This is a genomic window from Pseudomonas sp. SG20052 (assembly GCF_031766055.1).
Taxonomy (GTDB): domain Bacteria; phylum Pseudomonadota; class Gammaproteobacteria; order Pseudomonadales; family Pseudomonadaceae; genus Aquipseudomonas; species Aquipseudomonas mandelii.
The window spans coordinates 5,701,399-5,716,163 of sequence record NZ_CP134498.1; the positions used below are offsets into that span (position 1 = coordinate 5,701,399).

Annotated in this window: 12 protein-coding genes and 2 tRNA genes; 12 read left to right on the forward strand and 2 right to left on the reverse strand. The window is 59.0% G+C overall.

The window, feature by feature from the left end; all coding sequences use genetic code 11:
- Positions 1-137: 137 nt before the first annotated feature.
- The 8 genes from RHP74_RS26185 to ychF all read left to right on the forward strand — a co-directional run bounded on the left by RHP74_RS26185 (position 138) and on the right by ychF (position 7,059).
- Entirely contained in the window at positions 138-1,862 is a 1,725-nt protein-coding gene (locus RHP74_RS26185) for a tetratricopeptide repeat protein (protein ID WP_311096658.1), read from the forward strand.
- Positions 1,863-1,866: 4 nt separating this feature from the next.
- A complete protein-coding gene (lolB, locus tag RHP74_RS26190) occupies positions 1,867-2,484 on the forward strand; it encodes a lipoprotein insertase outer membrane protein LolB (protein ID WP_010458278.1) in 618 nt (205 codons plus the stop codon).
- 2 nt (positions 2,485-2,486) lie between these two features.
- Complete coding sequence (ispE, locus tag RHP74_RS26195) at positions 2,487-3,338, forward strand: 4-(cytidine 5'-diphospho)-2-C-methyl-D-erythritol kinase (protein WP_010458280.1); 852 nt, start codon at positions 2,487-2,489, stop codon at positions 3,336-3,338.
- Positions 3,339-3,374: 36 nt separating this feature from the next.
- A tRNA-Gln gene (locus tag RHP74_RS26200) sits at positions 3,375-3,449 on the forward strand.
- 46 nt (positions 3,450-3,495) lie between these two features.
- A complete protein-coding gene (locus RHP74_RS26205) occupies positions 3,496-4,437 on the forward strand; it encodes a ribose-phosphate pyrophosphokinase (RefSeq protein WP_010458281.1) in 942 nt (313 codons plus the stop codon).
- Between the two features lie 141 nt (positions 4,438-4,578).
- Entirely contained in the window at positions 4,579-5,181 is a 603-nt protein-coding gene (locus RHP74_RS26210) for a 50S ribosomal protein L25/general stress protein Ctc (RefSeq protein ID WP_010458284.1), read from the forward strand.
- Positions 5,182-5,351: 170 nt separating this feature from the next.
- Positions 5,352-5,936 (forward strand): aminoacyl-tRNA hydrolase, encoded by a 585-nt coding sequence (gene pth, locus RHP74_RS26215; RefSeq protein WP_010458286.1) that lies wholly within the window; start codon positions 5,352-5,354, stop codon positions 5,934-5,936.
- Between the two features lie 22 nt (positions 5,937-5,958).
- Entirely contained in the window at positions 5,959-7,059 is a 1,101-nt protein-coding gene (gene ychF / locus RHP74_RS26220) for a redox-regulated ATPase YchF (protein ID WP_010458288.1), read from the forward strand.
- Between the two features lie 175 nt (positions 7,060-7,234).
- Here the strand turns inward: ychF and RHP74_RS26225 are convergent, their stop codons facing one another.
- Positions 7,235-8,452, reverse strand: coding sequence for an MFS transporter (locus RHP74_RS26225; RefSeq protein ID WP_311096660.1), 1,218 nt, complete (start codon positions 8,450-8,452; stop codon positions 7,235-7,237).
- A 332-nt stretch (positions 8,453-8,784) separates the two neighbouring features.
- On the opposite strand from RHP74_RS26225, the gene RHP74_RS26230 reads away from it, so the two are divergent.
- Positions 8,785-10,842: a methyl-accepting chemotaxis protein gene (locus tag RHP74_RS26230; protein ID WP_010458292.1), complete on the forward strand. Its 2,058-nt coding sequence runs from the start codon at positions 8,785-8,787 to the stop codon at positions 10,840-10,842.
- Positions 10,843-10,958: 116 nt separating this feature from the next.
- Positions 10,959-11,035, forward strand: a tRNA-Met gene (locus tag RHP74_RS26235).
- Between the two features lie 71 nt (positions 11,036-11,106).
- Here the strand turns inward: RHP74_RS26235 and RHP74_RS26240 are convergent.
- The gene (locus RHP74_RS26240; RefSeq protein ID WP_311096661.1) at positions 11,107-12,216 is read right to left on the reverse strand and encodes a DUF2817 domain-containing protein; all 1,110 of its coding nucleotides are present in this window, start codon (positions 12,214-12,216) and stop codon (positions 11,107-11,109) included.
- A gap of 164 nt (positions 12,217-12,380) precedes the next feature.
- Here RHP74_RS26240 and ggt point away from each other — a divergent pair, with 164 nt between their 5' ends.
- Positions 12,381-14,213 carry a gamma-glutamyltransferase gene (gene ggt, locus RHP74_RS26245; RefSeq protein ID WP_311096662.1) on the forward strand — a complete coding sequence of 611 codons (1,833 nt, stop codon included), beginning with the start codon at positions 12,381-12,383 and terminating at the stop codon, positions 14,211-14,213.
- 246 nt (positions 14,214-14,459) lie between these two features.
- Entirely contained in the window at positions 14,460-14,762 is a 303-nt protein-coding gene (locus tag RHP74_RS26250) for a type II toxin-antitoxin system HigB family toxin (protein WP_077749021.1), read from the forward strand.
- Positions 14,763-14,765: the final 3 nt, after the last annotated feature.

The following is a 14,765-nucleotide window of genomic DNA, read 5'->3' on the forward strand; positions in this document are numbered from 1 at the left end:
GACAGAGCCAGAACAACTACCGCTGACTATTGTCCCAATGACCTGCCTCTATAAAGGCATCCATCGAGACTCGGTTATGTTTGGCCGAAGGCTTGTGTCATGATGATCCGACCGCAGGTTAGTCGTCCTCTTCCTATATGAATAGATCCTCCGCGTTGCTCCTCGCTTTTGTCTTCCTCAGCGGCTGCCAGGTCTTGGCACCCGTTTCGTCGGACGGTACGCCGCCGGTCGAAGACAGCACTCCGGCCCCTGAAAAGCCCAAGGTTTACAGCTCATTCAGTGAAGAAACCGTCTTCAGCCTGTTGAGCGCCGAACTGGCTGGCCAGCGCAATCGTTTCGACATTGCCCTGGACAACTACGTCACCCAGGCCATCAACACTCAGGATCCGGGCATCTCCGAGCGAGCCTTCCGCATTGCCGAATACCTTGGCGCCGATCAGGCTGCCCTGGATACCGCGCTGATCTGGGCAAAAAACGCCCCGGACGATCTCGAGGCGCAACGCGCGGCTGCCGTGCAGCTGGCGCGCGCCGGGCGTTATGACGACTCCATGGTCTATATGGAGAAAGTCCTGCTCGGCAAAGGCGACACGCATTTCGACTTTCTTGCCCTGTCCGCGGCCGATACCGACCAGGACACGCGCAACGGCCTGATGAAAAGTTTTGACCGCTTATTGCAGCGCCACCCGAACAACAACCAGTTGATTTTCGGCAAGGCTTTGCTGTTGCAACAGGACGGTGACGCCAAAGGCGCGCTGACCTTGCTTGAAGACAATCCGCCGGACGACGGCGAAATTGCCCCGATCCTGCTGCGCGCGCGCCTGTTGCAAGTGCTCAACCGTGGCGATGAAGCCTTGCCACTGCTGCAAAAAAGCATCAAGAAATACCCGGACGACAAACGCCTGCGCCTGACCTATGCACGCATGCTGGTTGAACAAGACCGCATGGACGACGCCAAGGTCGAGTTCTCAAGCCTGGTCCAGCAATACCCGGAAGACGACGAACTGCGTTATTCCCTGGCGCTGGTGTGCCTGGAAGCCAAGGCCTGGGACGAGGCCAAGGGTTATCTGGAAGACTTGGTCGCCCGGGAAAGCCACGTCGATTCGGCGCACCTGAACCTCGGTCGTATAGCTGAAGAGCGCAACGACCCACAAGGCGCACTGATCGAGTACGCCCAGGTCGGCCCCGGCAATGACTATCTGCCTGCGCAACTGCGCCAGACCGACATTCTGATCAACAACGGCAAGACCGCCGAAGCCCAAAGCCGTCTGGCTAAGGAACGCGACGAGCAACCTGATTACGCGATCCAGTTGTACCTGATCGAAGCCGAGACCTTGTCTGCCAACAATCAGCCCGACAAGGCGTGGAAGGTTCTGCAAACCGCGCTGCAGAAGTACCCGGACGATTTGAACCTGCTTTACACCCGCGCCATGCAGGCGGAAAAACGCAATGACCTGGCGCAGATGGAAAAAGACCTGCGCCTGATCATCAAGCGCGACCCGGACAATGCGATGGCGTTGAACGCCCTCGGCTACACCCTGTCGGACCGCACGACGCGTTACGCCGAAGCCAAGGCCCTGATCGAACAAGCGCACCAGATCAACCCGGAAGACCCAGCGGTACTCGACAGCCTCGGCTGGGTGCACTTCCGCCTGGGCAATCTCGATGAAGCCGAGCGCTATCTGCGTCAGGCCCTGGATCGCTTTCCCGATCAGGAAGTTGCCGCTCACCTGGGCGAAGTCCTGTGGGCCAATGGCAAACAGCGGGAAGCCAGGCAAATCTGGAGCAAGTTCCTCAAGGAACAACCCGACAGCCCCATCCTGCGCAGCACCATCAAGCGCCTGACCGGATCAGAGACTCTTTAAGATTATGTTTTTGCGCCACCTTGTTGTTTTCAGTTTCATCGCCCTGCTCGCCGGTTGCGCGGGCTTCGGCGCCCGCGAATCGGTCCAGGGCCAAGGCAACACGGCCCAATGGCGCGATTACAAACAGCAGCTGACCAGCCTTGATGGCTGGCAGATCAACGGCAAGATCGGTATTCGTGCGCCAAAAGACTCGGGCAGCGGCACGTTGTTCTGGCTGCAGCGACAGGATTACTACGACATTCGCCTCTCCGGCCCGCTGGGTCGCGGCGCGGCTCGTTTGACCGGCCGTCCGGGCAAAGTCTCGCTGGAAGTGGCCAATCAGGGCCGTTATGACGCCACGACCCCCGAAGCGCTGGTTGAAGAACAGCTCGGCTGGAAGCTGCCGGTGTCCAATCTGGCGTGGTGGGTTCGCGGGCTTCCGGCCCCGGACAGCAAAAGTCGCCTGACCCTGGACGCCGACAGTCGGCTGGCCAATCTCGAGCAGGACGGCTGGCAAGTCGAATACCTCAGTTACGCCGAGCAAAACGGCTACTGGCTGCCCGAGCGGATCAAACTGCACGGCACCGACCTTGATGTCACGCTGGTGATCAAGGAATGGCAACCACGCAAACTGGGGCAGTGAACATGACCGTTGCGCGCTTGACGCTGCCCTCCCCGGCCAAACTCAATCTGATGCTGCACATTCTCGGCCGCCGTGAAGACGGTTATCACGAGTTGCAGACGATTTTTCAGTTTCTCGATTACGGCGACGAAATCACGTTTGCCGTTCGTGACGACGGTGTGATTCGGTTGCACACCGAATTCGATGGGGTCCCTCACGACAGCAACCTGATCGTCAAAGCCGCGAAAAAACTTCAGGAGCAATCCGGTTGTTCGCTCGGCATCGATATCTGGATCGAAAAAATCCTGCCCATGGGCGGTGGAATCGGTGGCGGCAGTTCAAATGCCGCGACGACTTTGCTCGGCCTCAATCATCTCTGGCAACTGGGTTGGGATGAGGATCGACTGGCCGTGCTGGGCCTGACACTGGGCGCCGACGTGCCGGTTTTCGTGCGTGGGCACGCGGCTTTCGCCGAGGGCGTAGGGGAGAAACTCACCCCTGTAGACCCCGAAGAACCGTGGTATCTCGTGCTTGTGCCGCAAGTATCTGTAAGTACAGCAGAAATTTTTTCAGATCCGTTGTTGACACGTAACTCTTCTCCCATTAAAGTGCGCCCCGTTCCCAAGGGAAACAGTCGAAATGACTGCTTACCGGTGGTAGCAAGGCGTTATCCAGATGTACGTAACGCATTGAATTTGTTAGGTAAATTTACCGAAGCAAAACTCACCGGAACTGGAAGTTGTGTGTTTGGGGGCTTCCCAAGCAAAGCTGAAGCTGATAAAGTCTCGGCCCTTCTTACAGAGACCCTTACAGGGTTTGTAGCAAAAGGAAGCAACGTTTCGATGTTGCATCGCAAGCTGCAAAATCTGCTCTAAAGGAATCGATTACTGGGTAATCGTTGCAACAGATACAGGGGCGTCGCCAAGCGGTAAGGCAGCAGGTTTTGATCCTGCCATGCGTTGGTTCGAATCCAGCCGCCCCTGCCATTTTCCTATACTCATCCAGGTTACCCTCAGCCTTCAGGTACTGCGCGTGTCCAAGATGATGGTCTTTACGGGGAACGCTAACCCCGATCTGGCTCGGCGTGTTGTACGTCAGCTGCATATCCCTCTCGGTGACATCTCTGTCGGTAAGTTCTCCGACGGCGAAATTACTGCCGAGATCAATGAAAACGTCCGCGGTAAAGATGTTTTCATTATTCAGCCGACTTGCGCTCCGACCAACGATAACCTGATGGAACTGGTAGTGATGGCTGATGCCTTCCGCCGCTCCTCGGCTACTCGTATCACTGCTGTTATTCCTTACTTTGGTTATGCCCGTCAGGATCGCCGTCCGCGCTCCGCACGTGTGGCTATCAGCGCGAAAGTCGTTGCTGACATGCTTACCGTAGTCGGCATCGACCGTGTTCTCACGGTTGATCTGCATGCTGACCAAATCCAGGGTTTCTTCGATATTCCGGTAGATAACATCTACGGCTCCCCGGTTCTGGTGGATGACATTGAAGATCAGCGCTTCGAAAACCTGATGATCGTGTCCCCGGACATTGGCGGCGTCGTGCGTGCACGTGCTGTTGCCAAATCCCTGGGCGTGGATCTCGGGATCATCGACAAACGCCGTGAGAAAGCCAATCACTCTGAAGTGATGCATATCATCGGTGATGTCGAAGGGCGTACCTGTATTCTGGTCGATGACATGGTCGATACCGCCGGCACTCTGTGCCACGCGGCCAAGGCCCTGAAAGAGCATGGCGCCGCCAAGGTTTTCGCCTACTGCACACACCCTGTGCTGTCCGGTCGGGCGATCGAAAACATTGAAAATTCCATGCTGGACGAACTGGTGGTGACTAACACCATCCCGTTGTCCGCTGCTGCTCAAGCCTGCACGCGTATCCGTCAACTGGATATCGCGCCGGTCGTTGCCGAGGCGGTCCGCCGCATCAGCAATGAAGAATCGATCAGCGCGATGTTCCGTTAAGGGCCCTGCCCTTCTCGACTGTCTCGCTGACGAAAAGCGCCCCGCCCCGGCATTCCTGCCGGGGCGGGGCTTTTTTGCCCATATCGCCTTTAGCGCTGGTCGCAACCGCTGGGGCGAATGTGGTTATTTTGGAGATACAAAATGAACGAATTTACTCTGAATGCTGAAGTGCGTTCCGACCTGGGGAAAGGTGCGAGCCGCCGCCTGCGTCGTCTCGCAAGCCTGGTTCCAGCTGTAGTTTACGGTGGCGAAAAAGCCCCTGAATCCATCAGCATGCTGGCTAAAGAAGTTGCCAAACTGCTCGAAAACGAAGCGGCTTACAGCCACATCATCGAGCTGAACGTTGGCGGCACCAAGCAAAACGTAATCATCAAGGCTCTGCAGCGTCACCCGGCCAAAGGCCACGTACTGCACGCTGACTTCGTGCGCGTTGTAGCTGGCCAGAAACTGACCGCTATCGTGCCTGTACACTTTGTTGGCGAAGAAGCCCCGATCAAGAAAGGCGGCGAAGTTTCGCACGTTGTTTCGGAAATCGAAGTGACCTGCCTGCCAAAAGACCTGCCTGAATTCATCGAAGTCGACCTGGCTAACGCCGAAATCGGTTCGATCATTCACCTGTCCGACCTCAAAGCCCCTAAAGGCGTTGAGTTTGTTGCTCTGGCACACGGCGATGACAAGGCTGTTGCCAACGTCCACGCTCCACGTGTTGCTCCAGAAGCTACTGAAGAAGGCGAAGCAGAGTAATTCACTCTGTCATGCCGGAGTGATCAAGTAACATCGCGGACTGGAACGTAGCGAGAAAGCGGGCGAGAACGCGGAGTTTACATAATGGTAAATGAGCACTTTTCGTCCACTTTCGCCGCACACACTGATTGCGGCGATGTTATCCACCACTCCAAAGAAGGGCCCCTATCGTGACTGCCATCAAACTGATCGTTGGCCTGGGAAATCCAGGCGCTGAATACGAACAGACCCGGCATAACGCAGGGGCCCTTTTTGTTGAGCGCATCGCGAACGCGCAAGGCGTCAACCTTGTGGCCGATCGCAAATATTTCGGCCTGACCGGGCGCTATTCGCATCAGGGTCAGGATGTTCGTCTGCTGATTCCCACCACCTACATGAACCGCAGCGGCCAGGCCGTCGCGGCACTTGCCGGCTTCTTCCGCATTACGCCTGAAGAAATCCTGGTGGCGCATGACGAACTCGACCTGCCACCCGGCGTTGCCAAGCTCAAACAGGGCGGCGGCCATGGCGGTCACAACGGGTTGCGCGACATCATCGCGCAACTGGGCAATCAGAATACCTTTTACCGCTTGCGGCTTGGCATTGGCCACCCGGGCGTTGCCAGTATGGTTTCAAATTTCGTCCTGGGTCGTGCGCCACGCGCCGAACAGGAAAAACTCGATGCCAGCATCGACTTTGCCCTCGGCGTGCTGCCGGATATCCTCGCCGGTGAATGGAACCGCGCGATGAAAAACCTGCACAGCCAGAAGGCCTGACTCACTCCTCGGGGAAAACACCATGGGATTCAATTGCGGCATCGTCGGCCTGCCTAACGTCGGCAAGTCCACCCTATTCAACGCCCTGACCAAATCCGGGATCGCGGCCGAGAACTTCCCCTTCTGCACCATCGAGCCGAACACCGGTATCGTGCCGATGCCGGATCCACGCCTGGAAGCCCTGGCGGCCATTGTCAATCCAAAGCGCATCTTGCCAACCACCATGGAATTCGTCGACATCGCGGGCCTGGTGGCCGGCGCCTCGAAAGGTGAAGGCCTGGGCAACAAGTTCCTCGCCAACATCCGCGAGACCGATGCTATCGCTCACGTGGTCCGCTGCTTCGAAGACGAGAACGTGATTCACGTCTCCAACAGCGTCGACCCGAAACGCGACATCGAAATCATCGACCTGGAACTGATCTTCGCCGACCTCGACAGCTGCGAGAAGCAACTGCAGAAAGTCGCCCGTAACGCCAAGGGTGGTGACAAGGACGCCGTGGTCCAGAAAGGTCTGCTGGAGCAACTGATCGCTCACTTCACCCTCGGCAAGCCAGCGCGCACGCTGATGAAGAACATGGGCGCCGACGATAAAGCGGTGATTCGTGGCTTCCACCTGCTGACCACCAAGCCGGTCATGTACATCGCCAACGTCGCTGAAGACGGTTTCGAGAACAACCCGCTGCTGGACATCGTCAAGGCCATCGCCGAAGAAGAAGGCGCCATGGTGGTTCCGGTCTGCAACAAGATCGAAGCCGAAATCGCCGAACTCGAAGACGGCGAAGAGAAAGACATGTTCCTCGAAGCCCTGGGCCTCGAAGAGCCTGGCCTGAACCGCGTGATCCGCGCCGGATACGAAATGCTGCACCTGCAGACCTACTTCACCGCCGGTGTCGAAGAAGTCCGCGCCTGGACCGTCCGCGTAGGTGCGACCGCGCCACAAGCCGCTGGCGTGATCCACACCGACTTCGAAAAAGGCTTCATCCGCGCTGAAGTCATCGCCTACGACGACTTCATCCAGTACAAGGGCGAAGCCGGCGCTAAAGAAGCCGGTAAATGGCGCCTGGAAGGCAAGGACTACATCGTTAAAGACGGCGACGTGATGCACTTCCGTTTCAACGTGTAAAAGAAGCCGAACAAGAAAAAGCCGCGTTTAAGACGCGGCTTTTTTGTGCCTGAAATCCGGGCGAGACCTAATCCTGCAGGAGCGAGGCTTGCCCGCGAAGAACGATGACGCAGTGTTCCTGGCAAACGCGTAATGGCCTTCGCGGGCAAGCCACGCTCCTACAGGTGGAGCGGTGCTACGCCTTTTTGGTTCTTGGCAGGAAGATCGCCAGTACGCCAAACAATGGCAGGAACGAGCACAGGAAGTACACGTATTCGATGCCGTGGACATCCGCCAGATGCCCGAGCAACGCCGCGCCAATCCCGCCAAAACCGAACATCAATCCGAAGAACACCCCGGCAATCATCCCGACATTGCCCGGCACCAGTTCCTGTGCGTACACCACAATGGCCGAAAAGGCTGACGCGAGGATAAAGCCGATCAGCACGCTCAGAATGCTGGTCCAGAACAGATCAACGTGAGGCAGGATCAGCGTGAATGGCGCCACGCCAAGGATCGAGAACCAGATCACCGCCTTCCGCCCGATCTTGTCGCCAATCGGCCCACCGAAGAACGTCCCCGCCGCCACGGCGCCCAGGAACAGGAACAGATGCAGCTGCGAGCTGGCCACCGACAGGTCGAACTTCTCGATCAGGTAGAAGGTGAAGTAGCTGGTGAAACTGGCCATGTAGAAATACTTGGAGAACACCAGCAGCCCGAGCACCACCAGCGCGCTGATCACCCGGCGTTTCGACAGGCCGTGCGTTGCCGCCTGACCTTGTTTGAGCTTGAACAGGTTTAAGTGGTTGGCGTACCAGCGGCTGATCCGATAGAGCACGAACAGCGCAAACACGGCGAACAATCCAAACCACGCCACATGGCCCTGGCCGAAGGGAATGATGATCGCCGCTGCCAGCAACGGGCCGAAGGCCGAGCCGGCATTGCCTCCGACCTGAAAGGTCGATTGCGCCAGACCGAATCGCCCGCCCGAGGCCAGTCGAGCCACGCGAGAAGCTTCCGGGTGAAAGGTCGACGAGCCGATGCCAATCAACCCCGCCGCCAGCAGAATCAGCGGAAAAGTACCGACCACCGACATCATCAAAATACCGACCAGCGTGCAGACGGTTCCCGCCGGTAGCAGCCAGGGCTTGGGATGGCGATCGGTGTGGTAACCGACCCATGGCTGCAACAGCGAAGCCGTCAGCTGGAACGTCAAAGTGATCAATCCAACCTGGGTAAATGTCAGGCCATAGTTGGCCTTCAACATCGGATAAATCGACGGTAGAACCGACTGGATCAGATCATTGATCAAATGCGCCAGCGCCACCGCGCCAATGATGCGCATGACCAGAGGGCTGCTTTGTGAAGTCGCGGGTGCCGACGTCGTGCCGGTCTGAACATTGCTGATAGCCATGAGAATTTCCGTACAGCAGATGGGTGCACGCAGGCAGGTGCGTCAATGTGCCATTTTTCAGTGCGGCAGCGCCATCCCCTTAGCCTGCTAACGACCTCGACACTCATCGCCAAGAAGGTGATAGCGCAACGCCATGGTCTGAATCTTGCCTTGTTAATCCGCTTCAACGCGGCCCCTTACAAAGGGGACCGAGAATGGGAAGTTTCGCTACAGAGTCGGCCTACAGAGCTGACAAGGGTGAACTTTCGAGGCCTTTTAAAAGGGCACAAGTCGCGGTCGCAACGACCCCGACGCACGCCATTGGTGCGTGGTGTCCAGAGGAGTCATGGGGCATGCAGGCTTTTTTATCACCGGGGATCGGATTGCTGGGGCGTTTTGGCTTCGCACGCAAATTTCAGTTGTTGTTTCTGCTGTTTATCCTGCCGCTGGCAGGCAGCCTGGTGATGATTGGTCAGGACTATCGCGCCAAACTTAACTTGATCTCCGGCGAACGTGCCGGTGTTCGGCAACTGCTCGCCCTGGATGCGCTCGATAACCTGCTCGCCGCCCAACGTGACCGCGCCGCCCGCTGGCGTGCGACGGAAACCAATCGCCAGCCAACGCCTGCAACCCTTGCCGCGATGGCTGGGTTCGATGCGGTTCAACCCGCCGTCGCCCAAGCCACCTCGGACCTCGGTGATGCGCTGAAAACCGAAGGCGCCGAGGGCGAAACCCTGACCCGTTATCAGGCCCTGCAAACCGCCCTCAACGGCCTCGACTCGAAAAGCCTGAGCAGCGTTGGTTGGTGGCCGGATGGCTACGATCGTTTCACCAATGCCTTGAGTGCGCTGCAAGCCCTGCGCGAGCAGATCGCCATGGACAATCGCCTGACCCTCGCGCCGTGGCTGGAAACCTACTTGCTGACGCAAATCTCGACACAGCATGCGCCGGACCTGATTGAGCGGGTTGGCCGCCTGGCCAGCGTCGGTCAGGCATCGGTGGTGTCCGGGCAGTTCACCCTGCAAAGCCGTCTGCAATTGCGCGATTTGCGCAGTCGTATCGGCGATGCCCGGGAACAGCTGGCGAAAACCGCCAGCCTGCTGGAAGCACGCCTGCCCAGCGCGTTGCAAAGCTGGGCCGGGCAATACCACGACAGCCTCAAGCATCTCGATGCTGAACTGAAAGTCCTCGATGACGGCGTCTTCGGCGGCAGCATCAAGCTCAAGCCGGAAGAATTCGAGCGCAGCCTCGACAGCCTGCTCACCGACCTCGCCTCGCTGCGCCAGCAGTCATTGGTTTCGCTGGATCAACGCCTGGATTACTACCATGGCTCGGCGATCAGCCAGTTTATTCTGGTGGCGACGATCTTTGGCTGCCTGCTGCTGGCCGCGCTGTACCTGTTCATCTGCTTGCAGGCCTCGATCCGTCGCAGCGCCAGCGGCATCACCCTGCTGGCAGAAGCATTGCGCGACGGCAACCTAAGCCTGCAAGTGCCGGTGCAGGGGCGCGACGAGCTGGCGGCCATCAGCACCGCCCTGAATGTCGCCGTGGTGCAGCTGCGCAACAGTTTGCTGGGGGTCGATCACGAAACCTTGCAGGTGAGCAACGCGGTGCGCACCCTCAACCATCACTCCAGCGGCGCCTTGGGCGAAGTTGAAGCGCAGCAATTGCAGATCAGCCAGATCGCCGCTGCGGCCACGCAGTTGGCCGCGACCTCTCAGGGTGTCGCCCAGAGTTGCGAACAGGCGTCCGGCAGCGCTCAACACACCCAACGCATTGCGGCCGACAGCAGCCGCGACAGCCAACGCACCACGGCGAGTATTCAGCAGCTCAACCAGCGCTTGAACGACACGGCGGCGGCACTCGGCCGGGTCAGCGAACAAGGCCAGCAGATTCAATTGGTGGTCGACACCATTCGCGGCGTGGCCGAGCAGACTAATCTGCTGGCGCTCAACGCGGCGATCGAGGCGGCTCGCGCGGGCGAACAGGGTCGCGGCTTTGCGGTGGTGGCGGATGAAGTGCGCAGCCTCTCGCAACGCACTCAGTCCTCCACCGCGCAGATCGCCGGCACTGTCGACAGTCTGCGCAGCACGGTGAATGAGGCGGTCAGCCTGATGGAAGCGGCCTGTAGCCAAGCGCAAAGTGATGCCCAGTCGGTCACCGGCCTGGGCGAGCGCCTCGGGGAAATTGCCCACGCGGTGCAAGGCGTTACCGACACCCTGGCGCAGATCGCCACGGCGGTTGAGGAACAGGCCAGCACCGCCGATGAAGTCAGCGGCAACATCCAGCAGGTCGATCAGGCCGCGGTAAGGTTGCTCGAAGGCGCGCGGGCGGTGAACCTGGCGGCGGACACCTTGAGCCAGGGCAGCAAGGCCTTGAGTGCCAATACCGGGAGATTTCAGCTCAGTTGACGCCCTCACCCGGCCCGAATATTCGGCTCAGGTGGATAAGCGGTTGAAAGCGTAGAGAAATATTTTGGATTTACGCTTGACGCATCTGCATTACCGGTGAATAATGCGCGCCACTTGGCTACATAGCTCAGTTGGTTAGAGCATAGCATTCATAATGCTGGGGTCCGGGGTTCAAGTCCCTGTGTAGCCACCAAGTACTAAAAACGGCTTACCGAAAGGTAGGCCGTTTTTTTATGCCTCGCGAAAAGTGCCCCTAACAGCACTTCAAGAACGAACCGTCGGCAACGCCGATAACGCGCGCTCCCAAATCTGCCACGTCCGCAGCCAGACCATCGCCTGCCAGTCGCTGTCGGCAGGATAGAACTGCTCCAGCAGATTCAGTTTGATCTCGCGCCCCACCGCATTACTTGGATTGCCGTGCAGATGCAGCCAGTGGTCATCGCGCAAATGACGATGAACGTCCGGCCCCGGATACGTCCCGCACTCGATCACGAACGGCATCAGTTTGACCTGCGGCAGTGCATTGATCAGTGCCTGCGAGGTGTAGCCCGTCGCGGTGGCCGCCACGCCGGTTTCACTCAAGGTGTCGGCACCGGTCAGCAACGTGTAGAGCCAGGGTCCATAAATGGCCTGCGCATCGGGTAGCGCCGGATAAGCCGCCTCGGTGATGGTCAGCAACATCGGATGACCGTACTCGCCAGCGCCGGTGTGCAAATCGAAACACATCGCGACCTCGGCGTGGGCAACATGCGTTTGCAGGATTTCGTGCAGCGTGCGGTTCGACCAGCTCGGCGCCAGGCCGCCATAAAACAGCCCATCGGGATGACTGTGCTGGCCGCCCTCGACGATTGACATCACCGCTGGCCAGCCGTGTTCGCGAATCTGTCCGTCGAGCAAGGCGTCGGCGCGCTCACGTTCGGGCCCCCGCAACTCAGTGAACGCATAGATGTCATGCAGCGTTGCGTAAGCCTGATTGTCCGGCAGCGGACGTTCGAAGTTCAGGTGATTGCGGTTCAGATCGATGTTGTCTTCGTTGACCCGACGCAGCCATGCGGTGCCCCAGGGATTGATCAGGTGGATCATCACCACCGCGACATCGACCGGCAGTGAACGCTTGCCCAACTCCTGCATCCACTTGATCTGGCATCCCGAGCCATAGAAACCTTCCACCCCATGGGTGCCGCTCAACGCAATCAGCAATCGCTTGGCACCTGGATCACCCAACACCGCCACATCGGTGCTCAAGGGTTCACCGAAAGGTCCTTTGAGGGGATGCGGATATTCAGTCAACGTCGCTCCGGCCGCGGTCGCTGCGGCGAGGAATTGCTCACGCTGAGTGCGATAACTCGGCTGGGTGGGAAACTCGGTCTGCATGGCTGCCTCTTGTTGATTTTCTGATCCGTCTGATGCCCTCGACCCTACAGAAAATCAGTCAACTCATGAAGGGTAAAAGCGTCTTGGCTCTCATCCGTGGTTTGCACCACGCCCTGTCGGCCGATAAAGTCCCCTGATCTTTTCCCACGGACGGAGTGCCCAACGTGTTCTCAGCCTTCCGCTTGAGCCGCTATCGCCTGTCAGCCTTTTCGCTGATCGCCACCGCGCTGACCCTTGCAGCGTGCAACGCCCCGCCCACGTCGACATTGCCGATCGCGCCGGAAGTCGCCTCGGGTTATCGCACCGACCTGCAAACCCGGCACGCCTCGAAACACATGGCGGCGGCAGCCAACCCTCTGGCGGCCGAGGCCGGGCGGGAGATGCTGCGTCAGGGCGGCTCGGCGGTGGATGCCGCGATTGCCATGCAAGCGGTGTTGACGCTGGTGGAACCTCAATCCTCGGGCATCGGTGGCGGCGCGTTCATTGTGTTGTGGGATGGCAAGAACGTGCGCACTTACGACGGTCGCGAAACCGCACCGGCCGGCGCCACGGAGAAGCTTTTCCTACAAGCCGACGGCAAACCGATGGCCTTCACCCAGGCGCAGATTGGGGGTCGCTCAGTGGGCACGCCCGGTGTGTTGCGAGCGCTTGAGCTGGCACATCAGAAACACGGTCGTCTGCCATGGGCGCAACTGTTCGAACCGGCCATCCGACTCGCGGAGCAAGGTTTCGCCATCTCGCCGCGCTTGCATCAGCTGATCGCTTCAGATTCCTCCATGCGTCGCTCGCCTGACATGATGGCGTACTTCCTGAATGCCGATGGCAGCCCGAAAGCCGCCGGCACTCAGCTGAAAAACCCGGCACTGGCCGCCGTGCTCAAACGCATCGCCACAGAAGGTCCCGATGCATTGTACAAAGGGCCGGTTGCGCAAGAAATCGTCGCCAAGGTTCAGGGCCACGCCAACCCTGGCAGTCTGTCGCTGAACGATCTCCAAGGCTATACGGCCAAGGAACGCGCGCCGCTATGCACCGACTACAAACGCTGGCAGGTCTGCGGCATGCCGCCGCCGTCGTCGGGCGGGATCGCCGTGGCGCAGATCCTCGGCACACTCCAGGCGTTGGAAGTACGCGACCAGCGTTTTGCCTTGGCCTCAATGAAACCGGTCAAGACCGACAAACCCGCCGGCACCGAGCCGACGCCAGAAGCCGTGCACCTGATTGCCGAAGCCGAGCGCCTGGCCTACGCCGACCGCGCGCTCTATCTGGCCGACGCCGACTTCGTGCCCGTCCCTGTCAAAGGCCTGGTGGACCCGAGCTACCTGGCCAGCCGCGCCGCCCTGATCGGCGATCGCAGCATGGGCACGGCCAAACCCGGCACCCCGCCGGGCATCAAGATCGCCTACGCACCGGACCGTTCACCGCTGCGCATCTCGACCTCGCAAGTGGTCGCGGTCGATGACGAAGGTGGCGCGGTGTCCATGACCACCACCGTCGAATCCGCGTTTGGCTCGCACGTGATGGTTCAGGGTTTTCTGCTCAACAATCAGATGACCGACTTCTCGTTCATCCCCGAAGAAAACGGGCAGAAAGTCGCCAACCGCGTCGAACCCGGCAAACGCCCCCGCTCGTCCATGGCACCGACGCTGATTTTCGACCGTCAGAGCGGCGAATTCCTCGCCACCATCGGCTCGCCGGGCGGCTCGCAAATCATCGAGTACGTCGCCAAATCCACCATCGGCCTGCTCGACTGGAACCTCGACCCGCAAGCCGCCATCAGCCTGCCCAACTTCGGCAGCCGAAACGGCCCGACGGAACTGGAAGAGGGGCAGTTCAGCGCCGGGTTGATTCAGGCGCTGAAGGACAAAGGGCACAGCGTGAGCGAGATCGACATGACCAGCGGCACCCAGGCGATTGTTCGGATGAAGGATGCGCAGGGGAAGGCTTCGTTGGCGGGCGGGGCCGATCCTCGGCGTGAGGGGGCTGCGTTGGGGGATTGATTCCTACAGAGGGTGGAAAAGGCTTACCGGGAGGTAGGCCTTTTTTGTATGTAATGAGTCCTGTTCGGCTACCTCGCGCCGACTTTTCCTACCTGCACACCACTGCTTCTTCGATAGAGTTCAAAGATCATTTTTCGCATCAGTTCAGCCACCCGAAGCACCTAGGTACAAAGTCGAGTCCGCACCTCCCATCGGCCACACCTCCACAGACTTGCATCAGTCCCATCACGGGACTAGGATCACGCCATGAGAATTATCGCCATTAGTCAGCTTAAAAGTTTTTGGGAGCGCTACCCGGACGCAGAACAATCCTTACTAGCTTGGATTGACGAGGCAAGAAATGCCGAGTGGAAAACACCTGCGAACATAAAAGCGCACTTTGCTACCGCCAGCATTCTCAAGAGCCGTAGAGTCGTGTTCAACATCAAGGGTAATGACTTTCGGCTGGTAGTCGCTGTGGCTTATCGCTTCGGCGCCGTTTACATAAAATTTGTCGGCACTCACAAGCAGTACGACGCAATCGACGCCGATACCGTCGAGATGGAGTAACCA